Origin of the sequence: Xylophilus sp. Leaf220 (assembly GCF_001421705.1) — a bacterium.
In the GTDB taxonomy this organism is placed as follows: domain Bacteria; phylum Pseudomonadota; class Gammaproteobacteria; order Burkholderiales; family Burkholderiaceae_C; genus Xylophilus.
The window spans coordinates 108331-131512 of record NZ_LMKO01000012.1 but is presented as its reverse complement, the minus strand read 5'-3'; the positions used below and the strand labels follow the sequence as shown (position 1 = coordinate 131512).

The 23182-nt window shown below is 72.1% G+C and carries 14 protein-coding genes; 10 read left to right on the top strand and 4 right to left on the bottom strand.

Going from position 1 to position 23182, the window contains the following annotated elements:
* Window positions 1-48 precede the first annotated feature (48 nt).
* The 3 genes from ASE76_RS09365 (at window position 49) to ASE76_RS09355 (ending at window position 4079) form a co-directional block, all read left to right on the top strand.
* Entirely contained in the window at window positions 49-1506 is a 1458-nt protein-coding gene (locus ASE76_RS09365; RefSeq protein ID WP_082448255.1) for a TolC family protein, read from the top strand.
* 1 nt (window position 1507) lies between these two features.
* Entirely contained in the window at window positions 1508-2923 is a 1416-nt protein-coding gene (locus ASE76_RS09360; protein WP_055838162.1) for a multicopper oxidase family protein, read from the top strand.
* A gap of 160 nt (window positions 2924-3083) precedes the next feature.
* Window positions 3084-4079: a P1 family peptidase gene (locus ASE76_RS09355; RefSeq protein ID WP_055838160.1), complete on the top strand. Its 996-nt coding sequence runs from the start codon at window positions 3084-3086 to the stop codon at window positions 4077-4079.
* Window positions 4080-4186: 107 nt separating this feature from the next.
* Here the strand turns inward: ASE76_RS09355 and ASE76_RS09350 are convergent, their stop codons facing one another.
* A complete protein-coding gene (locus ASE76_RS09350) occupies window positions 4187-5737 on the bottom strand; it encodes a DUF1631 family protein (protein WP_055838157.1) in 1551 nt (516 codons plus the stop codon).
* A 157-nt stretch (window positions 5738-5894) separates the two neighbouring features.
* A complete protein-coding gene (gene ettA / locus ASE76_RS09345; protein ID WP_055838154.1) occupies window positions 5895-7556 on the bottom strand; it encodes an energy-dependent translational throttle protein EttA in 1662 nt (553 codons plus the stop codon).
* Between the two features lie 373 nt (window positions 7557-7929).
* Between ettA and ASE76_RS09340 the strand changes: the two genes are divergently transcribed.
* Window positions 7930-9768: a DEAD/DEAH box helicase gene (locus ASE76_RS09340; protein WP_055838151.1), complete on the top strand. Its 1839-nt coding sequence runs from the start codon at window positions 7930-7932 to the stop codon at window positions 9766-9768.
* A gap of 254 nt (window positions 9769-10022) precedes the next feature.
* Here the strand turns inward: ASE76_RS09340 and alaS are convergent, their stop codons facing one another.
* Window positions 10023-12710 carry an alanine--tRNA ligase gene (gene alaS / locus ASE76_RS09335; protein WP_055838148.1) on the bottom strand — a complete coding sequence of 896 codons (2688 nt, stop codon included), beginning with the start codon at window positions 12708-12710 and terminating at the stop codon, window positions 10023-10025.
* 189 nt (window positions 12711-12899) lie between these two features.
* On the opposite strand from alaS, the gene ASE76_RS09330 reads away from it, so the two are divergent.
* Window positions 12900-14054, top strand: coding sequence for an iron-containing alcohol dehydrogenase (locus tag ASE76_RS09330; RefSeq protein WP_055838144.1), 1155 nt, complete (start codon window positions 12900-12902; stop codon window positions 14052-14054).
* Between the two features lie 194 nt (window positions 14055-14248).
* Here ASE76_RS09330 and ASE76_RS09325 read toward each other — a convergent pair whose 3' ends face one another.
* Window positions 14249-14821, bottom strand: coding sequence for a phosphatase PAP2 family protein (locus ASE76_RS09325; RefSeq protein WP_055838141.1), 573 nt, complete (start codon window positions 14819-14821; stop codon window positions 14249-14251).
* 369 nt (window positions 14822-15190) lie between these two features.
* On the opposite strand from ASE76_RS09325, the gene ASE76_RS09320 reads away from it, so the two are divergent.
* The 5 genes from ASE76_RS09320 to ASE76_RS09300 all read left to right on the top strand — a co-directional run bounded on the left by ASE76_RS09320 (window position 15191) and on the right by ASE76_RS09300 (window position 23175).
* Complete coding sequence (locus ASE76_RS09320) at window positions 15191-15889, top strand: response regulator transcription factor (protein WP_055838138.1); 699 nt, start codon at window positions 15191-15193, stop codon at window positions 15887-15889.
* On the top strand, window positions 15886-17274 hold the full coding sequence (locus ASE76_RS09315) for an ATP-binding protein (RefSeq protein WP_236698395.1): 1389 nt from the start codon (window positions 15886-15888) through the stop codon (window positions 17272-17274). Before ASE76_RS09320 ends, ASE76_RS09315 begins: the two co-directional genes overlap by 4 nt.
* A gap of 230 nt (window positions 17275-17504) precedes the next feature.
* Window positions 17505-18662 (top strand): efflux RND transporter periplasmic adaptor subunit, encoded by a 1158-nt coding sequence (locus ASE76_RS09310; protein WP_055838137.1) that lies wholly within the window; start codon window positions 17505-17507, stop codon window positions 18660-18662.
* A 14-nt stretch (window positions 18663-18676) separates the two neighbouring features.
* Window positions 18677-21847, top strand: a complete 3171-nt coding sequence (locus ASE76_RS09305; protein WP_082448251.1) for an efflux RND transporter permease subunit — start codon at window positions 18677-18679, stop codon at window positions 21845-21847.
* A complete protein-coding gene (locus tag ASE76_RS09300) occupies window positions 21844-23175 on the top strand; it encodes a TolC family protein (protein WP_236698394.1) in 1332 nt (443 codons plus the stop codon). The genes ASE76_RS09305 and ASE76_RS09300 overlap by 4 nt, the downstream gene beginning before the upstream one ends.
* Window positions 23176-23182: the final 7 nt, after the last annotated feature.

Here is a 23182-nt window from a genome sequence, read left to right as displayed (position 1 = left end):
AGCCGATCCTCATGACCACGGCCACCACCACCCGTCCGGGAGCGCTCGATGAGCCGGCACCTTCATCGCACCACACCGCTGTTGCTGGCCGCCCTCGCCCTCCTCGCGGGTTGCGCATCCGTCTCTCCCGACGGCCTGCGGGGCGATGTGCAGTCGCTGGCCGCACCCCGCATCGGCACGGCGGACGCACCCCTGCCCGCACCGGGCGCCGAAGTGTCGGCCACCGTCGCCGACCTGCTGCGGCCGCAACCGCTGACGGCCGATGCCGCGGTGCGCATCGCGATGCTGCAGAGCCCCGCGCTGCAGTCCTCGCTCGCCACGCTGGGCGTCGCCGATGCCGACAGGGTGCAGGCGGCCCTGCTGCCCAATCCGGTGTTCTCGATCGCGCGGCTGACCGAGGGCAGCGAGCGCGAGATCGAGCGCAGCCTGTCGATCGGGCTGCTGGGCATCGTCACCCTGCCCTGGCGGGCCGAGCTGGGGCAGCGGCAGGCCGAAGCGGCCACGCTGCAGGCGGCGCAGGAGGCGGTGCGCCTGGCGGCCGACGTGCGCCGCGCCTGGTTCCGCGCGGTGGCGGCCGAGCAGTCGGCCCAGGCGGCCGAGCGGATGCGAGAGGCCGCCGCCGCCGGGGCCGAGTTGGCCCGCCGCATGGCGCGCACCGGCAACTGGAGCACGCTGCAGCAGTCGAAGGAGCAGCTGGTGCTGGCCGAAAGCGCGGCCCATCTCGCCCGCAGCCGCCAGGCCGCCGAGCGGGAGCGCGCCACGCTGGCCCGGCTGCTGGGCCTGTGGGGCCCGCAGACCGGGTTCGCCCTGCCGGACCACCTGCCCGCGCTGCCGGAGGCCAGTGCCGCGCCCAATGCGGCAGCGGTCGAATCGACCGCGCTGCGCGAGCGGCTCGACGTGCGGGCGGCCCTGGCCCGCAACCGCCAGTTCGCCCGCTCGCTGGGGCTGGTGCGGGCGACCCGCTACGTCAGCGACCTCGACATCGGCTATGTCCGCAACTCCACCTTCGACGAGGCGGGCGGCGGCCGCTCGGTGCAGCGCGGCTGGGAGCTGGACCTGCCGATACCGCTCTTCGACTGGGGCCAGGCGCGCAGCGCCCGCGCCCGCAACCTGTACCTGCTGAGCGCGGCGCAGGTCGGCGAAGTGGCGGTGCGGGCCCGCAGCGAGGCGCGCACCGCCTGGCTCGGCTGGCGCACCGCGCACGACCTGGCGCTGCATTACCGCCAGGAGGTGGTGCCGCTGCGCAGCCATATCGCCGACGAAACGCTGCTGCGCTACAACGGCATGCTGGCCAGCGTCTGGGAACTGCTGGCCGAGGCCCGCGCCAGCCTGGCCGCGGTCGATGCCGCCACCGCCGCCGAGCGCGATTTCTGGATCGCCGATACCGACCTGCGGCAGGCGCTCACCGGTGCCTCCGCCGCGACCACCACCGCGCCCCTGCCGGGCGGCTTTCCCGCCACTGCCGCGCCGTTCGGCGCCCTCCCCCTCACCAGCCCGGGCCACTGACATGAACCGCCGCAATTTCTTCGCCGGCACGGCCGGTGCCGTCGCCGCCTCCACCGTCGCCCGCTCGGCCGTGGCCGCGTTGCCCGAGGCGCACCACCAGCCCGGCAGCGGCACCGCCCCGCCGCTGGTGCCGGGCGACGGGCCCCGCTACAACCCGGTCGTCACCCTCAACGGCTGGACGCTGCCCTGGCGGATGAACGCCGGTATAAAGGAATTCCACCTGGTCGCCGAGCCGGTGGTGCGCGAGATGGCGCCGGGCATGGAGGCCCACCTCTGGGGCTACAACGGCCAGAGCCCGGGCCCGACGATCGAGGTGGTCGAGGGCGACCGGCTGCGCATCTTCGTAACCAACCGCCTGCCCGAGGCCACGACGGTCCATTGGCATGGCCAGCGCCTGCCCAACGGCATGGACGGCGTGGGCGGCCTGACCCAGCCGCACATCCCGCCCGGCAAGACCTTCGTCTACGAGTTCACCGCGCAGCGCCCCGGCACCTTCATGTACCACCCGCATTCCGACGAGATGGTGCAGATGGCGATGGGCATGATGGGCTTCTGGGTGACGCATCCGCGGGCGGCGCGGCATCCGCAGATCGCGCCGGTGCAGCGCGATTTCTGCTTCCTGATGCAGAGCTTCGACATCGACCCCGGCAGCCGCACGCCGCGCGTCGCGACGATGACCGACTTCAACCTCTGGGCCTGGAACAGCCGGGTGTTCCCCGGCATCGACCCGCTGCCGGTACGGCGCGGGGACCGGGTGCGGATCCGCGTCGGCAACCTCACCATGACCAACCATCCGCTGCACCTGCACGGCCACGAGTTCAGCGTCACCGGCACCGACGGCGGGCCGGTGCCGCCCTCGGCCCGCTGGCCCGAGGTGTCGGCCGACATCGCGGTCGGCCAGATGCGCCAGATCGAGTTCGTGGCCGACGCCGAGGGCGACTGGGCACTGCACTGCCACAAGGCGCACCACACGATGAATGCGATGGGCCACGCGGTGCCGACGATGGTCGGCGTGCCGCAGGAAGACCTGGCGCAGAAGATCCGCGGCATCGTGCCGCCCTATATGGCGATGGGTTCGCGCGGCATGGGCGACATGGGTGCGATGCGGATGCCGCTGCCCGAGAACACGCTGCCGATGATGTCGGGCGACGGCCCCTTCGGCCCGATCGAGATGGGCGGCATGTTCAGCGTGCTGAAGGTGCGGCGCGACCAGCCGGCCGGCGACTACCGCGACCCCGGGCCGGTCGCGCACCCGCCGGGCACGGTGGCGCACGAGTGGACCGGCGCGCCGCCGCCGCAGGCGCCGACCGCTCCCGGTGCCGGCGCACCGGCCACGCCCGCCGTGCCGCAGGGCCACCACCATGGCGGGATGGACCACGGGGCCATGGGCCACGGCACCGGCGGCACGGCGCGGTGACTGCGGCCGTGCAGGTCGGTTTCAGGGGTCTTTCAGGCCTGCAGCCGGCTCACAACGCCGGCCTCCAGCTATCGAAACCATAGCATCGGACCTTTGCGGGGCTGCGCCGATCGATGGCACGCGGTACCGGCCCGCTGCGGGGCCTGCCGATAATCCGCGGATGTCTACAGCCCACCTTCCCGGCGCGATCACCGACGTGCCCGGCATCTCCGTCGGCCACTGGACCTCGGACCTGCGGCCCACCGGCTGCACCGTGGTGCTGGTGCCCGAAGGCGCGGTGGCCGGCGTCGACGTGCGCGGCGCAGCCCCCGGCACGCGCGAGACCGACCTGCTCGCGCCCGGCAACCTGGTGGAGCAGGTCCATGCGATCCTGCTGGCCGGCGGCAGCGCCTACGGGCTCGATGCGGCGGGCGGCGTGATGCGCTGGCTGGAAGCGCATGGCCACGGCCTGCCGGTGGGCGTCGGCCGGGTGCCCATCGTGCCGGCGGCGGTGCTGTTCGACCTGCTGGTCGGCGACATGCGGGTCCGGCCCGACGGTGCGGCAGGTTACGCGGCCTGCGCCGCCGCGTCGGCACGGCGGCCGGCCGAAGGCAACGTGGGCGCCGGCGCCGGGGCGGCGGTGGGCAAGCTCTTCGGCATCGGCCGCGCGATGAAGGGCGGCGTGGGCACCGCATCGGTCACGGTGGGCGGTACGACGGTGGGTGCGCTGGTCGCGGTGAATGCGCTGGGCGACGTGGTCGATCCCGCCACCGGCCTGCCCGTCGCCGGTGCGCGCAGCCCCGACGGCCGCCGCCTGCACGACACCCGCCGCGCCCTGCTGGCCGGCGACCCGCCGCGGCCGCTGATCGCCGGCACCAACACCACCATCGGCGTGGTCGCGACCGACGCGCCGCTCACCAAGGCGCAGGCCCAGCGGCTGGCGCAGTCGGCGCACGACGGCCTGGCCCGCACCATCAACCCGGTGCACACCGTCTCCGACGGCGATACGCTGTTCGCACTGTCGACCGGCCGGGCGACCGACGTGCCCGACCGGATCGTGCTGGGCGCGATGGCGGCCGAGGCGACGGCGCTCGCGGTGCTGCGGGCGGTGCATGCGGCGCAGGGCATCACGGTGGACGGCCTGCATCTGCCGAGCCTGTCGGACTTTCGGGCATGAGGCCGGTGCCGCGCTGAACGCATCGCGGCCGGCTCGCAAAGCCAGCCGCCCGGCATCTGCGCCGAGGCCCGTGGCCGCAGCACCGGCAGCCGAGGCCGCCCTGCCGACTAGCCTGGCTGCACGATCCGCAGCCGGTTCTCTTTCATGCACTGCACGCAGAGGCGGCGGGTCATCGACTCGTTGCGGCCGTCGTCGCCTTCGAACAGCAGCAGCGAGCCGTGCGGGCTGGCCCACAGCAGCTGCAGCCGGCGCCAGTGGCCGTCCTGCAGCAACTCGACCTGCACGCCGGGTGCCAGCGTGTCGCCGTCGCCGGAGACACCGGCGCCCTTCGTGGCGCCCGGCGCTGCGCCTTCGGCGAAGGCCAGGTCGGGTGACGGGGCTTTCCAGGGCCGGGTGGGTGGTGCGTCGCCGGTGCCGCCAGCCATCGGCGCGGCATCGGGCATGGCGGCGGGCGGCCGGTTGCGGATCGCGAAAGAACTGCCGTCGGGCCGCAGCGCGACCTGGTGCGCATCGACCAGTGCCTGGAAGACGTCGACGGTCTCTTCCTCGGGCCAGGCGATGCTCGCCAGGCCGGCGCGCAGCCGGGAGAACAGGTTGTGCAGCACGCTGGTCAGGTGCTGCCGGTCGGCCCGGCCCAGTTCGGGCTGGGCGCTCCAGAGCAGCGGGCGCACCAGGGCGTAGTAGCCCTCGGGGTCGCCGACGCCGCCGCGTGCGGTGAGCTGCGCCTCGGCGATCACCAGCGACCAGGGGCCGAGGACGAAGGCGCGCACCACCTCGGGCACCCGGGCCGTCTCCGGCAGGCGGGCGATTTCTTCGGCGATGCGGCCGGCCAGCATCCGCCGCTCTTCGGTGCGCAGGACGCCGCGGGCATCGGCTTCGGAAACCGGTGCGCCGGCCGGCGGCTCGGGCGGCACCGCCCAGGACGCGGGCACGGCCGCCGCGGCGGCCGCTGCTGCCGGCGCGGCGCCTGCCGACCCGGGCACCGGCCTTTGCGCCGGGCGCGCGATCGCCACCGCCTCGTAGCCGACCGGCAACACGCCGGCATCGCGCAGCGTGGCCGACAACTGCTCGTACTCGGACTTCAGGTAGGCGCCCATGGCGGCGGTGAGGTGCTGCATCCACAGCGAGCGCACCTGCAGCGATGCCTGGGTGCGGTCGACCAGCGCCTGCAGCGCCCGCAGGTAGGTCTCGGGGCGCAGCGGATTGCGCTGGGGCTGGATGCGCGAGAGGCCTTGTGCCGAAGACACCAGCCCGTCGAGTTCGGCCAGCGGGGCTTCGAGCGCCTGGTGGGCCGCCTGGTGCGAGCGGGTCAGCTCGACATGGCCCTGCACCTGCGCATCGTCGACCAGGGAAAGCTCCAGCGGCTGCACCCGCGCCTTGGCGGCGCTGCCGTCGCCATGGCGCACCGCTTCTTCGAACTCGATCGGAAAACGCTGGACCATGAAAACCGCGTTGTCGCTCAGCGTCTGCAGGGCTTCGGCATAGGCGCCGCGGCCCTGGTACTGCTCCAGCTGGCGCGATCGCTGGTAGAGGCTGTCGCGCGCCGCGGCCAGCAGCTTTTCCAGGATGCCCGGACTGCGCGCCACCGCCTGCGCCAGGCAGGCACGGTAGGCGGCCAGGGCGGCGGCGGCTTCGGAGTCGGTTCGCATGGTGCTCATCGGATCGGCGCAAGGGCTACGCGGAACAAGGTTGCAGGATAACCCCAGCGGCCGGGCGCGGCGGCGTGCCGCAACCCGCGGCCGTCACCGTGTCGGCGGCGCGACCGGGCATGGCGCTGCGGTCGCGCCGCCGTATCCATGCCCTGTGCGCGAATCTTCAGCCCAAGGCCTTGTAGCGCATGCGCTTGGGCTTGGCGCCTTCTTCGCCCAGGCGGCGCTTCTTGTCGGCCTCGTACTCCTGGTAGTTGCCGTCGAAGAAGGTCCACTGGCTGTCGCCTTCGGCGGCCAGGATGTGGGTGGCGATCCGGTCGAGGAACCAGCGGTCGTGGCTGATGACCAGCACGGTGCCGGCGAACTCCAGCAGCGCGTCTTCCAGGGCCCGCAGGGTTTCCACGTCCAGGTCGTTCGACGGCTCGTCGAGCAGCAGCACGTTGCCGCCGGCGATCAGCGTCTTGGCCAGGTGCAGGCGTCCGCGCTCGCCGCCCGACAGGCTGCCGACCTTCTTCTGCTGGTCGCTGCCGTTGAAGTTGAAGCGACCCGCGTAGGCGCGGCTGGCCACCTGGAACTTGCCGACGTTGAGGATGTCGAGGCCGCCCGAGATGTCTTCCCAGACGGTCTTGTCGTTCTCCAGCACGTCGCGGTGCTGGTCGACGAAGGCCATCTTGACGGTCGAGCCGACGATCACCTCGCCGCTGTCGGGCTGCTCCTTGCCGGCCAGCAGCTTGAACAGCGTCGACTTGCCGGCGCCGTTCGGGCCGATGATGCCGACGATGGCGCCTGCCGGGATGCTGAAGCTCAGGTTGTCGATCAGCAGCCGGTCGCCGAAGGACTTGCTGACGTTGTTGAAGTCGAACACCTGGTTGCCCAGGCGGTCGCCCACCGGGATGAAGATTTCCTGGGTCTCGTTGCGCTTCTGGTATTCGAAGTCGCTCAGTTCCTCGAAGCGGGCCAGCCGCGACTTGCTCTTGGCCTGGCGGGCCTTGGGGTTCTGGCGCGACCACTCCAGCTCCTTCTTCAGGGCCTTGGCGTGGGCCTCCTCGCTCTTCTGCTCCTGCGCCAGGCGGTCGCCCTTCTGCTCGAGCCAGGTGCTGTAGTTGCCCTTCCACGGGATGCCGCGGCCGCGGTCCAGCTCCAGGATCCACTCGGCCGCGTTGTCGAGGAAGTAGCGATCGTGGGTGATCGCGACCACGGTGCCCGAGAAGCGCTTCAGGAACACCTCCAGCCAGTCGACCGATTCTGCATCCAGGTGGTTGGTCGGCTCGTCGAGCAGCAGCATGTCGGGCTTCGACAGCAGCAGGCGGCACAGCGCCACCCGGCGCTTCTCGCCGCCGGAGAGCAGGCCGATCTTGGCGTCCCACGGCGGCAGGCGCAGCGCGTCGGCGGCGATCTCCAGCTGGTGCTCGGAGTCGGTGCCGGCGGTGGCGATGATCGCCTCCAGCTCGGCCTGCTCGGCGGCAAGCGCGTCGAAATCGGCGTCCTCGCTGCCGTAGGCGACGTAGACCTCTTCGAGCCGCGCCTTGGCGGCGAAGACGGCGCCCATCGATTCCTCGACGCTCTCGCGCACCGTGTGCTCGTTGTTGAGCTTGGGCTCCTGCTCCAGGTAGCCGATGGTCAGGCCCGGCATCGGGGTGGCTTCGCCCTCGATTTCCTTGTCCACGCCGGCCATGATCTTCAGCAGGGTCGACTTGCCCGAGCCGTTCAGGCCCAGCACGCCGATCTTGGCGCCCGGGAAGAACGAGAGCGAGATGTCCTTCAAGATCTGCCGCTTGGGCGGCACGGTCTTGGAGACCTTGTTCATGGTGTAGACGTATTGGGCCATCGTGCTTCTGGAGATGAGGAGATTGGGAGAGACCGCCGGCGCGGGACACGCGGCAGGTGCGGCGGATGCCGGCGGCGGAAGAAACGGGAGCCGGCGGCCACCGGGCGGACCGGCGGGGCCGGCCGTCGGCGGCGGGCCTGCGGTGTTACGAGTTTAACGCAGGCCACCGCGCATACGGCGCTGCGGGCCCCGCTGTGCGACAATGTCCCGGTCGTTGGGCGCAGTTACCCGCGACATCGGCAGTCTGCCGGGGACGAAGGAACAGATTCCGGGCTCCCATATCCCATCCTTGTTTGCCTATGACTGGCCCGGAAGCGCACAGCGACTCCCGCGGCAGGCAGATAAACACTGCGCCGTGGATGGCGCTTACTCCATGACCTTTGACGATCTGAATCTGGCCCCTGCCATTCTGCAAGCCGTTCACGAACAGGGCTACGAAACGCCCACTCCCATCCAGGCGCAAGCCATCCCCGCAGTGCTCGAAGGGCACGACCTCCTCGCCGGCGCCCAGACCGGCACCGGCAAGACGGCCGCCTTCGTCCTGCCCCTGCTGCACCGCATGCAGGCCACCGAGGCGCCGAAGAGCAAGTTCGGCAACAAGGGCGTGCGCGCCCTTGTGCTGACCCCGACGCGCGAACTCGCCGCGCAGGTCGAGGAATCGGTCCGCGAATACGGCAAGTACCTCAAGCTCTCCTCCACCGTCATCTTCGGCGGCGTGGGCATGAACCCGCAGATCGACCGCATCAAGCGCGGCGTCGACGTGCTGGTCGCCACCCCCGGCCGACTGCTCGACCTGCAGCAGCAGGGCAACCTCGACCTGTCGACCGTGCAGTTCCTGGTGCTCGACGAAGCCGACCGCATGCTCGACATGGGCTTCATCCACGACGTGAAGAAGGTGCTGGCCCTGGTGCCGAAGGACAAGCAGAGCCTGCTGTTCTCCGCCACCTTCAGCGACGAGATCCGCGAACTGGCCGCCACCCTGCTCAAAAATCCGCAGAGCATCCAGGTCACCCCGTCTAACACCACGGTGCAGCGCATCACCCAGGTGATCCACCCGGTGGGCCGCGGCAAGAAGAAGGCGCTGCTGGCGCACATCATCAACGAGCACAACTGGAGCCAGGTGCTGGTGTTCACCCGCACCAAGTTCGGCGCCAACAACGTGGCCGAGCACCTGACCAAGAGCGGCATCCAGGCGATGGCGCTGCACGGCAACAAGAGCCAGTCGGCCCGCACCCAGGCCCTGTCGGGCTTCAAGAGCGGCGAGATCCGCGCCCTGGTGGCCACCGACATCGCGGCCCGCGGCATCGACATCGACGAGCTGCCGCACGTCGTCAACTACGAGATCCCGAACGTGTCGGAAGACTACGTCCACCGCATCGGCCGCACCGGCCGTGCCGGCAACAGCGGCGAGGCGGTGAGCCTGGTGTGCATGGACGAGGAAGGCTTCATGTACGACATCGAGCGCTTTACCAAGCAGAAGATCCCGGTGCAGGTGATCGACGGCTTCGGCCCCGAAGCCGGCGAGAAGGCCGAGCCGATCGCCATGGGCCGCCAGACGATCTGGGGCGGTGCCGGCAAGCCGCCGAGCCGCGATGTGATGGCCGCGGCCGCCAAGGCCGCGCGCACCGAGATGCTGCAGCGCATCCGCGAGAACAAGGCCGGCCAGGGCGAGCGTGGCGGCAACGGCGGTGGTAACGGCGGCGGCGGTGGCGGTCAGCGCAGCGCGGGCGGCGGAGGTGGCGGCCAGGGCCGTGGTCGCAGCGGCGGCGGCGGCGGTGGTGGCGGCCAAGGCGGCCAGGGCGGCGGCTACGGCCAGCAGGCACCGCAGCAACGCGCACCGCGCGGTCCCCGTCCGGCCTTCGCAGGCGGCGGCGGTGGTGGCCAGGGCGGCGGCGGCCAGTACGGCGGCGGCAACGGCGGTGGCGGTGGTGGCAACCACGTGCCTTTCGAGGAACGCCAGCCGCGCCACCACGGCAATGCGCCGAGCCCGTCGCACGCCGACGTGGTCGCGCACCGCCGTGCCGAGTCGGTCGGCGGCCCTGCCGGCCAGCCCGATCCGCTGCGCACCAGCGTCGACAGCATGCTGGGCCGCGGCCGCCGTAACGGCGGCGGTGGCGGCGGTGGCGGTGGAAACCGCTCCGGTGGCGGTGGCGGCGGTGGCTACGGCCGCAGCGGCGGCGGTGGCGGCGGAAACCGTTCCTACGGTCGCTGACCGACGGCGGGCCACCAGGCCCGCATGAACCGGCCGCCCTGGCGCGACCGGACGACAAAAGAGGCGCCGCGGCGCCTCTTTTGCTTGGTGCCTCCACCTCCGGACAGGACCGCCGGCACGACGGGATGCGGAAGCCTCCTCAGTGCTGATGCGCAACTGGACAATCCAGGCCCGATATGCAGGAAGCCGGCGTCCGGCGCCGGCCTCCTGCTATCGAAATAGAAGCATCCGGTGCGGATGCCCCGTCGGCCCCGTCAGACCCGCTCGGCCACCCAGCCGCGCACCGACTGCAGCGCCGCGGCCAGCGCCGTCGGGTCGGTGCCGCCGGCCATCGCGATGTCGGCCTTGCCGCCGCCCTTGCCGCCGACCTGCTGCGCGACGAAGTTGACCAGCTCGCCGGCCTTGACCTTGCCGACGCTGTCGGCCGTCACGCCCGCGGCCAGCTGCACCTTGCCGCCTTCGGCGGAGGCCAGCACGATCGCGGCGGTCTTGAGCTTGTCCTTCAGCTTGTCGAGCGTGTCGCGCAGCGCCTTGGCGTCGGCGCCCGGCAGCAGCGCGGCCAGCACCTGGATGCCGTTGACGTCGACCGCCTGGGCCACCAGTTCGTCGCCCTGCGAGGATGCCAGCTTGCCCTTCAGCGCGGCGAGTTCCTTCTCTAGCGTACGGACCTGGTCCAGCACCTGGGTCAACCGGCCCTGCACGTCGGCCGTCGGCGCCTTGAGGGTCGAGGCGACCGTCTGCACCGTCGACTCGAGCTGCTGCAGGTAGGCCAGCGCCGGGCCGCCGGTGACCGCCTCGATCCGGCGCACGCCCGCGGCCACGCCGCTCTCGCCCACCACCTTGAACATGCCGATGTCGCCGGTGCGCTGCACATGGGTGCCGCCGCACAGCTCGCGGCTGGTGCCGATGTCGATCACCCGCACCGTCTCGCCATATTTTTCGCCAAAAAGCATCATCGCGCCGGTCTTCTGCGCTTCCTCGATGGGCAGCACGCGGATCAGGTTGGCGGTGTTGGCGAGGATCTCCTCGTTCACCCGGCGCTCGATCTCCAGTACCTCGGCATCGGTCACCGGCGCGTTGTGGGCGAAGTCGAAGCGGGTGCGCTCGGCGTTCACCAGCGAGCCCTTCTGCTGCACATGGCCGCCCAGCACTTCCCGCAGGGCCTTGTGCATCAGGTGGGTGACGCTGTGGTTGCGCTGGGTGGCGAAGCGCAGCCGGGTGTCGACCCGCGCCGCCACCGTGTCGCCCACCGTCAGCACGCCCTGGGTCTGGGTGCCGTGGTGGCCGAACACGTCGGCCTTGATCTTCTGCGTGTCCTCCACGCCGAACTGCACGCCCTCCGCCGCCAGCACGCCCTGGTCGCCCACCTGGCCGCCGCTCTCCGAATAGAAGGGCGTGGTGCTCAGCACGACGATGCCGCTTTGGCCCTCGGCCAGCTGCTGCACCGGCGCACCCTCGTGGTAGAGCGCCACGACCTGCACCGTCTCCTCGACCAGCGACTCGTAGCCGGTGAAGGTGTTGCCTTCGCCGGAGTAGTCGAGCGCGCGGTCCATCTTGAACTTGCCGGCGGCGCGGCCGGCGGCCTTCTGCTTGTCCATCGCGGCACGGAAACCTACTTCGTCAACCGAAAGATCCGCTTCGCGCAAAACGTCCTGGGTCAGATCGAGTGGAAATCCGTATGTGTCGTGCAGCTTGAAGGCGATATCGCCAGGCAGCATCCAACCAGTGCCGGACGGTATATCGCCCATCGGATCGCCACGGCTTCCCGATCTTTCATGAACGCCAGCAATCTCTTCTTCCAGAATATGCATGCCGTTGGCCAGCGTCTCGAAGAAGCGCTCTTCCTCGGTCTTCAAAATCGCGGTGATCCGGGCCTCGTCGGCCTTCAGCTTGGGATAGGCGTCGCCCATCTGCGCGACCAGGTCGGCCACCAGCTTGTGGAAGAACGGCTTCTTCTGGCCCAGCTTGTAGCCGTGGCGGATCGCGCGGCGGACGATGCGGCGCTGCACGTAGCCGCGGCCCTCGTTGCTCGGCACCACGCCGTCGGCCACCAGGAACGAGGTGGCGCGGATGTGGTCGGCGATCACCCGCAGGCTCTTGTTGTTCAGGTCCTGCTCGCCGGTCTCGCGCGCGGCGGCCTTGACCAGCGCGTCGAACAAATCGATCTCGTAGTTGCTGTGCACGTGCTGCAGGATCGCGGCCAGGCGCTCCAGGCCCATGCCGGTGTCGACGCAGGGCGCGGGCAGGCGCTTGACGCTGCCGTCCTCGGCCATGTCGAACTGCATGAACACGTTGTTCCAGATCTCGATGAAGCGGTCGCCGTCCTCGTCGGGACTGCCGGGCGGGCCGCCGGGGATGTGCGCGCCGTGGTCGTAGAAGATCTCGGAGCAGGGGCCGCAGGGGCCGGTGTCGGCCATCATCCAGAAGTTGTCGGACTTGTAGCGGCCGCCCTTGTTGTCGCCGATGCGGATCACCCGCTCGGGCGGCAGGCCGATCTCCTTGGTCCAGATGTCGTAGGCCTCGTCGTCTTCTTGGTAGACCGTCGCCAGCAGGCGGTCGGCCGGGAGCTTGTAGACCTCGGTCAGCAGCTCCCAGGCCCACTTCAGCGATTCGCGCTTGAAGTAGTCGCCGAAGCTCCAGTTGCCCAGCATCTCGAAGAAGGTGTGGTGCCGCGCGGTGTAGCCCACGTTCTCCAGGTCGTTGTGCTTGCCGCCGGCCCGCAGGCACGCCTGGACCGAGGTCGCGCGCTGGTAGGGCCGCTTGTCGGTGCCGAGGAACACGTCCTTGAACTGCACCATGCCCGAGTTGGTGAACATCAGCGTCGGGTCGTTGCCCGGCACCAGCGAGCTGGACGGGACCACCGTATGGCCCTTGGAAGCGAAGAAATCCAGGAAGGTCTTGCGGATGTCCGCGACGGAGAAGGGAGCGGTGGTCGTGGTCATGGAACGGGGTGGAATGGGGGTCTGCAAACGGGGGAGCAACCCGCGATTTTACCGCCGGGTCGCATGCCGTCCGGCCCGTGCCGGGCCGCGGCCGCCCTGCCCTGTCGCCTGCGGGTCGCGCCGCGGGCACGGTGGCGCTACGCTTGCGGCTGGCCGGCCCCGCCGCAGCCCCCAACGGAGAGACATTCCATGCAGCCCTTCCAGTTCCAGACCGTCCCGCAGACCGTGGTGCAGACCGGCGCCGCCGCGCAGCTCGGCAGCCTGCTCGCCCAGCGCTTCGCGCCTGGCCGCATCTGCGTCGTGACCGACGCCTTCCTGCAGAAGAGCGGCCTGCTCGACCCGGCGCTGGCCAGCCTGGCCGCCCACGGCTGGCAGGTGCAGGTGGTGAGCGACGTGCAGGCCGATCCGCCCGACCACGTGGTGGCCGCGGTCACCGCGCAGGCCCGGGCCTTCGGCACCCAGGTCGTTCTGGGCCTGGGCGGCGGCTCTTCGATGGACGTGGCCAAGCTGGTCGCGATCCTGCTGGCCACCGACCAGCCGCTGGCCGAGATGTACGGCATCGACAAGGTCCGGGGCGAGCGCCTGCCGCTGGTGCAGATGCCCACCACCGCCGGCACCGGTTCCGAGGCGACGCCGATCGCCATCGTCACCACCGGCGAGACCACCAAGAGCGGCATCGTCGCCCGCCAGCTGTACGCCGACATGGCGATCCTCGACGCGGCGCTCACCACCGGCCTGCCCCCGGCCGTGACCGCGGCCACCGGCATCGACGCCATGGTCCACGCGATCGAGGCCTTCACCGGCAAGCGGTTGAAGAACCCCTTGTCGGACCACCTGGCCGTCCTGGCACTGCGGCTGCTGTCGCAGAACCTGCAGAAGGTCTGCGACGACGGCCACGACTTGGCCGCGCGCGAGGCGATGCTGCTGGGCGCGATGCTGGCCGGCCAGGCCTTCGCCAACTCACCGGTGGCCGCGGTGCATGCGCTGGCCTATCCCCTGGGCGGCCGCTACCACCTGCCGCACGGCCTGACCAATGCGCTGGTGCTGCCGCACGTGCTGCGCTTCAACGCCCAGGCGGGCGCCGCCCACTACGCCGCGCTGGGCGACGCGCTGCTGCCCGGCCTGCAGGGCGACGAACAGGCCCGCGCCGAGGCCTTCGTGGCCCACGTCGAAACGCTGATCGCAGACACCCGTCTGCCGATGCGCCTGCGCGACCACGGCGTGGCCGAGGACATGCTGCCGACCCTGGCGGCAGATGCGATGCTGCAGACCCGCCTGCTGGTCAACAACCCGCGCGAAGTGACCGAGGCGGATGCGCTGGCGCTGTACCGGCAGGCTTTCTAGGGCCAGGAAGCAGCAGGCCGCGGGAGTGGCGCGCTGCGGGCGTCGGCACGGCAGGCCGATCCACCCGTCTGCCGGCCGCTACGAATTAGATAGCTGGAAGCCAGCACGGGACGCCGGCTACCGGCCTATTTCGCTTGAAAAACGGCCCTGTCGAGCCGGCAGCCGGCGCGGCCAAGCCGACCGGCTGCGCGAATTCAGGTGCCCCCACCAGCCCGGCGGACGGACCGGGCCGCCAGCGCGGGGCGCAGCCGAGCGCGCCAGAGGTGCTCCACCCCCACCGACACCGCCGCGCACGCGGCCCCCAGCGCCGCGCCGGCCGCGAGATCGCGCGGAAAGTGCAGGCCGGTGTACACGCGCGCCCAGAGCGTCGGCACCAGCAGTGCCAGCACCCCCAGGCCCAGCAGCCGCAGCTCCGGCCGCACCAGCAGCATGAAGGCCAGCGCGAAGCCGGACGACGCATGGGTGCTGGGGAACCCCGGCCGCACCGCATGGTCGAGGTACACCGCCGACAGCCCGAGCATGAAGGGCCGCGGAAAGCCGATGGCGAGCGCGATGTTCTTGGCCATCAACGAGACCAGCATCGTCGCCAGCAGCACCAGCACGAGCGTGAGGCGTTCGCCGGGCTTGCGCCACAGGCCGACCGCCAGCAGCGCCAGCACCGCCATGCCGGCGTACTCGATCACGAACAGCGCCGCCACGAGGGTCGCCGCGTGGGGCGCATGCCCGGCCGCCGCGGCATGGAAGAGGGAAAGATTGAGATCGTTCACGTCGGGTTCGGCAGGTGGATGGCCAGGTCGCCCCGGGCGTGCGAGAGGGCGTATTAAATGCCAGAAACGGCAATACCCCCGCGAGTAGGTCTCCATTGCCAAAGGGTAATGAAGCCGTCGCAGAAACCCGGTATGCCGCTCGACAGCGGCTCCGCGCCCTGCCCCGTCGGCCGACCGTCGCGCAGCGGTGGGCCGGCTCGGCCCGCCTGGCCGGCTCGCCGCACGGCCTAGAATCTTCGGTTGTTTTCACCCGGGTTCGGGCCTGCCCGCGCGTGCACCGAACCCCGCCCCGATGCCCGCCCGAACGCTCCCGCCGCCGCCCCGCCCCTGCCCGCACGCCCCCGCCGTTCGCGCGGTGGACACCGCCTGATGTGGCGCATCCTGGTCGTCGAGGACGATGCCGACACCGCCCGCTACGTGGCCGACGGCCTGCGCGAGCGCGGCCACCAGGTGGTCGTCTGCCGTGACGGTGTCGAGGGCCTGCAGCGCGCGGTGGAGCAGACCTGGGACCTGGTGGTGCTCGACCGGATGCTGCCGCACGAGGTCGACGGCTTGGCGATCCTGGCGACGCTGCGCAACCTGGGCAAGAAGACGCCGGTGCTGGTGCTGTCGGCGCTGTCGGCACTCGACGAGCGGGTGCGCGGCCTGAACGCCGGCGGCGACGACTACCTCGCCAAGCCTTTCGCCTTCTCCGAACTGGCCGCCCGCGTCGATGCCCTGATGCGCCGCGCCGGGGCCGGCCCCGCCGCCCGCACGCTGCAGATCGCCGACCTGCAGGTCGACCTGGTGCGCCGCAGCGTGGAGCGTGCCGGCAACCCCATCGCGCTGCAGCCGCGGGAGTTCCGGCTGCTCTGCTACCTGATGACCCATGCGCGCCAGGTCGTCACCCGCACCATGCTGCTCGAATCGGTCTGGGACTACCACTTCGACCCGCAGACCAACGTGATCGACGTGCAGATCAGCCGGCTGCGGCAGAAGGTCGACTCGGGTTTCGCGCTGCCCCTGATCCACACGGTGCGCGGCGTGGGCTACCTGCTCTCCGACACCGGCGCGCCGGACGCGCCGTGATCCGGCTGCCGGCCGGCCCGCGCCGCCTCTGGCGCTCGGTGGCGTTCCGCATGGCGCTGCAGTACGGGCTGCTCACCCTGTTCTTCATGGCGGTGCTGCTCACCGTCGTCTACGTGCAGGCGGTGCTGGGCCAGCGCCACCACCTCGACCGCCAGATCGGCCTGGGCGCACAGCGCCTCGCGGCCCGCTGGCAGCAGGGCGGCGTGGACGCGGTGGCCGAGCAGATCGCGCAGAACCTGGTCGACGGGGTGGACAGCGACAGCGAGGTGTACCTGCTGCAGGGCGCCGACGGCGCCCGCATCGCCGGCAACCTGGCGCCCGGCGCCGGCTGGCGGCCGACGGACGACCGCATCGACAGCCTGCAGGCCCTGCGCGGCGCCACCACCGCCCGCATGCGGGTGCTGGTGCGGCGCCTGCCCGGCGGCCAGCTGCTGGTGGTGGGCCGCGACCTGCACGACCTGCGGCAGGTGGAACTGGCGGTGGGCCGGGCCACGCTGGCGGCAGGATTGGTGGCGCTGCTGCTGGTGGCCGTGGGCGCCTACCTGTTCCGGCGCGACATCGAGGCCCGGGTGGCCACCATCCGCCGCACCGCCGCCCGGATCGAGGCGGGCGAGCTGGGCCAGCGGATTCCGGGCACCGACGAGGCGGACGAGTTCGCCGGCCTCGGCCGCGACATCAACCGCATGCTCGACCGGATCGAACAGCTGATGGACGGCGTGCGCCATGTCTCCAACACCATCGCCCACAACCTGCGCACCCCGCTGGCCCGGGTGCTGATGGGGCTGCGGCAGGCCCAGCGGCCCGGGACTCCGGCAGCCGCGGTGCAGGCCGCCGCCGCGCAGGCGGTGCAGGAGGTGGAAGCGCTGACCGTCGTCTTCGACAAGCTGCTGCAGATCGCCGAGGCCGAATCGGGCACCCGGCGCCACGGCTTCGGCCCGCTGGCGCTCGACGACATCGCGACCGGCGTGGTGGAGCTGTACGACGCGCTGGCCGAGGCGCAGGGCGCCGTCCTGACGCTGCAGACCGACCCCAGCGCCACGGTGCGCGGCGACCGCGACCTGCTGGCCAGCGCCACCGCCAACCTGATCGACAACGCGTTGAAGTACGCCGGGCAGCACGGCGCCCGGGCCGTGGTGGCGGTGCGGGTGGAGCGCCGCGGCGGCAGCGCCCGCATCCTGGTGCGCGACAACGGCCCGGGCATCGCGGCGGCCGACCGCGGCCGGATCGGCACCCGCTTCCACCGCCTGCCGGGCGCCGTGCCCGGCTTCGGCCTGGGCCTGGCCAGCGCGATGGCGATCGTGCGCCTGCACGGCGGGCAGGTGCTGCTGGAGGACGCCGCACCCGGCCTGCTGGCGGTGATCGAGCTGCCCTGCCTGGAGGCCTGAGCCGCTCCGCCCGTGCGGCCGCCGCCCGGCCGCCTTTCCGAACGGCAATGCAGTGTTCATGCGCCGCGCGGCCCGCCCCGCCTAGCATGGACCGAGGCGAAAAATTAACGGCGACACGACCGCCGCTCCCGGCCGCGCACCGCGTGCGCCGGGCCCCGGCCGGTGGGTGGCACCGCCGGTTGCGCCGCCGGGCACACCGCCCGAATGCCCTGCCGTTGGAGACATTTCCCATGCTTGCCCCCTTCCGGCGCGCGCCCCGTGCGGCGTGTGCCCTGGCCCTGGCCGCGCTCGTCGCCGGCTGCGGCGCCGAATCCTCTCCGCAGGCCGCCCAGGCGCCGGCCGCCCGCACCGCCCTGCTGCCGCCGGGCCAGGTACGGCTGCAGCCGGCATCGCTGCAGGTGCTGGAGATCCGGGCCGTCTCTGCCACCAGCAGCACCCAGACGGTCTGGGCTCCGGCGCGGGTGGTGTTCCAGGACGACCGGGTCACCGCCGTCGGAGCGCCGGCGGCAGGACGCATCGCGCAGGTGCACGCCCGGGTCGGCGACCGGGTGCAGCCGGGCGCGCCGCTGGCGACCCTCGCCAGCCCCGACGCCGGCCGGCTGCGCACCGAGCGCGCCAGCGCCGGGGTGGAACTGGCGCTGGCCCGGCAGGAGCTGCAGCGCCAGCGCAGCATGCTCGACAAGGGCGTCGGCATCGCGTCCGAGACCGCCGCGGCGCAGGCCCGGGTCGATGCGCTGGCGCTCGAATCCCAGCGCGCCGGCCGCGCCGCGGCCTTCGTCGGCGCCGGCGGCCAGGACACGCTGGTGCTGCGCGCGCCGCGCGCCGGCGTGGTGGTGAGCCGCGCCGCGACCGTCGGCAGGACGGCCGAGCCGGGCGGCGAGTCGCTCTTCACCATCGGCGATCCGTCGGCCCTCTGGGTGGTGGCCGACGTGTTCGAGAGCGACATCGAGGGCATCGTCCAGGGCGCGGCGGTGCAGCTGCAGTTCTCGTCGATGGCCACGCCGGTGCGGGGCCGGGTGGAGCGGGTCGGCGCGGCGCTGAATGCCGACACGCGCCGCGCGCCGGTCTTCATCGCGCTGGCCGATGCGGCCGCCGGGCTGCGGCCCGGCGCGCTGGCGCGGGTGGGCATCGAGGTGGCCGGGGCCACCGGCCTGGTCATTCCGCTGTCGGCGGTGCTGATCAAGGACGAGCGGCGCAACATCGTGTACGTGGAGAAGCCCGCGGCCGCCGGCGACGACGCGCCCGGCACCCTGTTCGAGGCGCGCGACGTGAAGCTGGGCCTGCCGGTGCGCGGCTCGATCACAGTGCTGGAAGGCCTGGCGCCCGGCGAGCGGATCGTGGTCAAGGGCGGCCTGCTGCTCGACGGCGCGGCCAGCCAGTTGCTCTGAGGACGACCGCCCGCATGCTCCGCGCCCTCATCGCCTTCGCCGTGCGCCGCCGCCTGGTGGCGCTCACCGCGACGCTCGCCGTCGCGCTCTACGGCGTCTACGCCTATCTCAACACCGCGATCGAGGCCTACCCCGACGTCACCAACGTGCAGGTCGGCATCATCGCGCAGGCCCCCGGTCTGGCGCCCGAGGAGGTCGAGCGGCAGATCACGCTGCCGCTGGAGCGGGTGCTCAACGGCACGCCGGGCCTGACCGCGCTGCGCTCCGAGAGCTACTTCGGCCTGGCGATGGTGTCGATGGTCTTCGACGACGGAACCCGGAGCGCCGCCGCCCGCGCCGAGGTGATCCAGCGGCTGCCGCAGGCCCGGTTGCCCGACGGTGTGCAGCCCGAGATGGCGCCCGACTACACCCCGCTCGGCAAAATCTTCTACTACCGCCTCGACAGCGACCGGCACACCCTGCCCCAGCTGCGCACCGAGCAGGAATGGACCATCACCCGCATGCTCAAGCAGGTGCAGGGTGTGGCCGACGTGGTCAGCATCGGCGGCTTCGTCAAGGAGTTCCATGTCGAGGTAAGCCCGATGCGGGTGCAGGGCCTGGGCCTGACCCTGGGCGACGTGGTAGAGGCCATCTCCAAGTCCAACCGCAACGTGGGCGGCGGCCTGCTGCGCCGCGGCGAGCAGTCGCTGATCGTGCGCGGCATCGGCCTGCTGAAGACGCCGGCCGACATCGAATCGGTGGTGCTCAAGGCCGACGGCGGCACGCCGGTCACCGTGGGCGACGTGGCCCGGGTGACCCAGTCGCACACGCCCCGCCAGGGCTCGGTGGGCATGGACGAGCACGACGACGTGGTGCAGGGCATCGTGCTGCTGAAGCGCGACGAGAACCCGTCGAAGGTGCTGGAGCAGATCCACCGGAAGGTGGCCGAGCTGAACGCCACCGTGCTGCCGCGCGGCATGCGGATGGAGACCAACTACGACCGCTCCGACCTGGTCTCGCACACGCTGGCGACCGTCTACCACAACCTGCTGTTCGGCGCGGTGATGATCGTCGGCGTGCTGTGGCTGTTCCTGCGCAGCATGCGCGGCTCCCTGATCGTGGCGACGGTGATCCCGATGTCGCTGATGGTGGCGTTCATCGGGCTGCACCTGCTGGGGATGCCGGCCAACCTGATCTCGATGGGCGCGATCGACTTCGGCATCATCGTCGACGGCGCGGTGGTGCTCACCGAGAACATCGTGCGCAACGCCCGGCTGCGGCGGCCGCAGAGCCGGGCCGACATGCGGGCGCTGATCGTCGACTCGGCCGTCGCGGTGGCGCGGCCGACCCTCTTCGCGATGGCGATCGTGATCGCGGCGCTGATCCCGGTCTTCTCGCTGCAGAGCATCGAGGGCCGCATCTTCCGGCCGCTGGCGCTGACCTACACCTTCGCCCTGGTCGGTGCGCTGGTCTTCGCGCTGACCCTGGTGCCGGCGCTGTGCGCCCTGCTGCTGAAGCCGAAGGACGTCGCCGCCGCCGAGCCGCGCATCTTCGACTGGATGCACCACCGCTACCAGGCCCTGCTGGCCCGGCTGCTGGCCAGTGCCCGGCAGCGCTGGGCGGTGCTGGCCGGCGCGGTGGCCGCGCTGGTGCTGGCGGGCCTGTCGGCGACCACCCTGGGCACCGAGTTCCTGCCGGAGCTCGACGAAGGCGACGTCTACGTGCTGGTGCAGATGGAGCCGTCGGTCTCGCTGGAGACCGGCCGCGCGGTGCTGCGCGACATCCGCCGCCGGCTGGGCGCCTTCCCCGAGGCGATCACCGTCATCAGCGAACAGGGCCGGCCCGAGTCGGGCACCGACAACGAGACGATCAACATGGCCAAGGTACTGGTGCGCCTGAAACCGCACGCCGACTGGCGCCCGGGCCTGCAGAAGGCGGCGCTGGTGGATGCGATGCGCGCCGCGCTGCAGGAAATCCCGGGCGTGGCCTTCAATTTCGCCCAGCCGATCCGCGACAGCGTGGAGGAATCGACCTCCGGCGCCCGCGGCCACGTGGTACTGAAGCTCTTCGGCCCCGACATCGACATCCTGCGCGCCCGGCTGCAGCAGGCCAAGGCCGCCATCGCGCCGGTCGAGGGCGTGGTCGATCTCGACCTGTACCGCGACGCGCCCGCGCCGCAGCTGCACATCGAGTTCGACCGGCAGGAGCTGGCCCGCCGCGGCATCTCGGTCGAGGCGGCCGAGGACGCGGTGGAGATCGCGCTGGCCGGCCGGGTCGTCACCACGCTGTGGGAGGGCGAGCACGGCGTGCCGGTGCGGGTGCGCCTGCCCTATGCCGACCGGATGGACGAGGCGGCGATCCGCGACATCGCGGTGGCCGCGCCCGGCGGCGGCACGGTGCCGCTGCATGCGCTGGCCCGCATCGGGGTGAAGGTGGGCAACTCGTCGATCTTCCGCGAGGGCAACGCCCGCTTCATGGCCCTCAAGTTCAACGTGGCGGGCCGCGACATCGGCTCGGTGGTGCAGGACGCGCTGGCCGCGGTGGCGGCGCAGGTGGAGATTCCCGAGGGCTACCTCGTCCGCTGGGGCGGCGAGTGGGAGAACCAGCAGCGCGCGGCGCAGCGGCTGCGGATCGTGGTTCCGCTGTCGCTGCTGATCGTCTTCGCGCTGCTCTACGGCGCACTCGGCAGCGCCCGCTCGGCCGCGACCATCCTGCTGACCGCGCCGTTCGCTATGGTGGGCGGCGTGGGGGCGCTGCACCTGACCGGCATCGACCTGTCGATCAGCGCGGCCATCGGCTTCATCGCGCTGCTGGGGCAGGTGGCCCTGGTCGGCCTGCTGGTGCTGAGCGCGGTCGAGACCCTGCGGCGCGACGCAGGCATGGCGCTGCTGCCGGCGCTGGTCGAAGGCGTGGCCGAGCGGATGCGCTCGGTGCTGCTGGTCACGCTGCTGGCGCTGCTGGGGCTTCTGCCGATGGCGCTCTCGACCGGGGTCGGCAGCGAGACGCAGAAGCCCTTCGCCACCGTGATCGTCGGCGGCACGGCGGTGCTGCCGCTGGTGGCGCTGTTCCTGCTGCCGGTGCTCTACCGGCTCTTCGGGCCGCGGGTGCTGCGCGCCGGGCAGGAGGACGAGGCGGATGCGCCGGCTCCTTCGACCCCGGCCCCGCCCGCGCCGGCCGCGTCCCAACCCATCCTGCCGCTGCCGTGACACGATCCATTTTTTCGACGCCGATGCCGGTGCGCACCCTGGTCGTGCAAGCCTGCATCGGCTTGGCGGCCGCTTTTGGCGCAGCCCCAGCCGCCGCCGCAGAGACGGTGCTGGAGGCACCGCCTGCGCTCCCGGTGCAGCCGGGCTTCGACCCGCTGCCCGACCGCCCCACGCTCGAGGAATTCCTGGAGCTGGTCCGCTGGCGCAGCCCTGCACTGGCGGCGGAGCGCACCCGCATCGATGCGGCCCGCGCCGACCGCATCACCGCCGGTGCGCTGCCCAACCCGACCGTCTCGGGCCGCCACCAGCCCGGCCGCCGCGGCGAACCGGGCGAGCGCGAACTGGCGATCGAGCAGCCGCTGCCGGTCTTCGGCCAGCGCGGCTTGCGCATCCGCAATGCCGAGCTGGGCATCGGCGCGGCGCAGGCACAGGTGGCGCTGGGCACGGCCGATGTGCAGCGCGACGCCGCCCAGGCCTACGTGGCGCTGCAGGTGGCGCAGGCCCGGGAGAGGCGCTGGCGCGAGGCCCTGGCCGATGTGGAGGCGGCCGAGCGCATCGTCGCCGGCCAGGTCGAGGCCGGGGCCCGCAGCCGCTACGAGCGCACCCGGGTCGCGGTGGAACGCGCCGCCCTCTCGGCCCAGGCCGAGGCGATGCAGGCGGCCCGCGCCCAGGCCGCGTCGCGCCTGGCGGCCCTGGCCGGCGCGCCAGGCTGGCAGCCGCAGGCCGAGGGCATGCCCCGCCTGCCCGCGACGCCTCCGCCGCTCGGCCTGCTGTGGGCCGATGCGCAGGAGCGGCTGCCGGCCGTGCGCGCCGCCCGCGCCGAAGATGCCCAGGCGCGCCAGCGGATCGAACTGGAGCGGCGCGAGGCCTGGCCGGTGCCGGTGGTGGGCGTGGGCCGGCTGCGCGACGCGGACGGCCGCCACACGGTGCTGGGCGTGTCGGTGACGGTGCCGCTCTTCGACCGCAACGAAGGCCCGATCGCCCGTGCCCGCGCCGAGGCCGACGCGCAGCGGCTGCGCCGCGACGCGGTGGTGCGCGCAGCCGAGGCCGAGCTGCTGCGCGCCGCCGACCAGTTCCAGCGCCGCCGTGCGCTGGCCGACCGGTATGCGCAGGAGGCCCTGGCGCCCCTGCCGGAGCTGCGCCGCATGGCCCAGGACGCCTACACCCTGGGCCGCGGCGGCATCCTGGAATTCATCGACGCGCTCCAGGCGGTGGCCGAGCGGCAGACCACCTACCTCGACCTGCTGGAAGACGCGCTGCAGGCCGAGCTGGACCTGCGGGCCGCCACCGGCGCGCTGGGGCCGCAGGCGACGCTGGCCACTCCCTGACACAAAA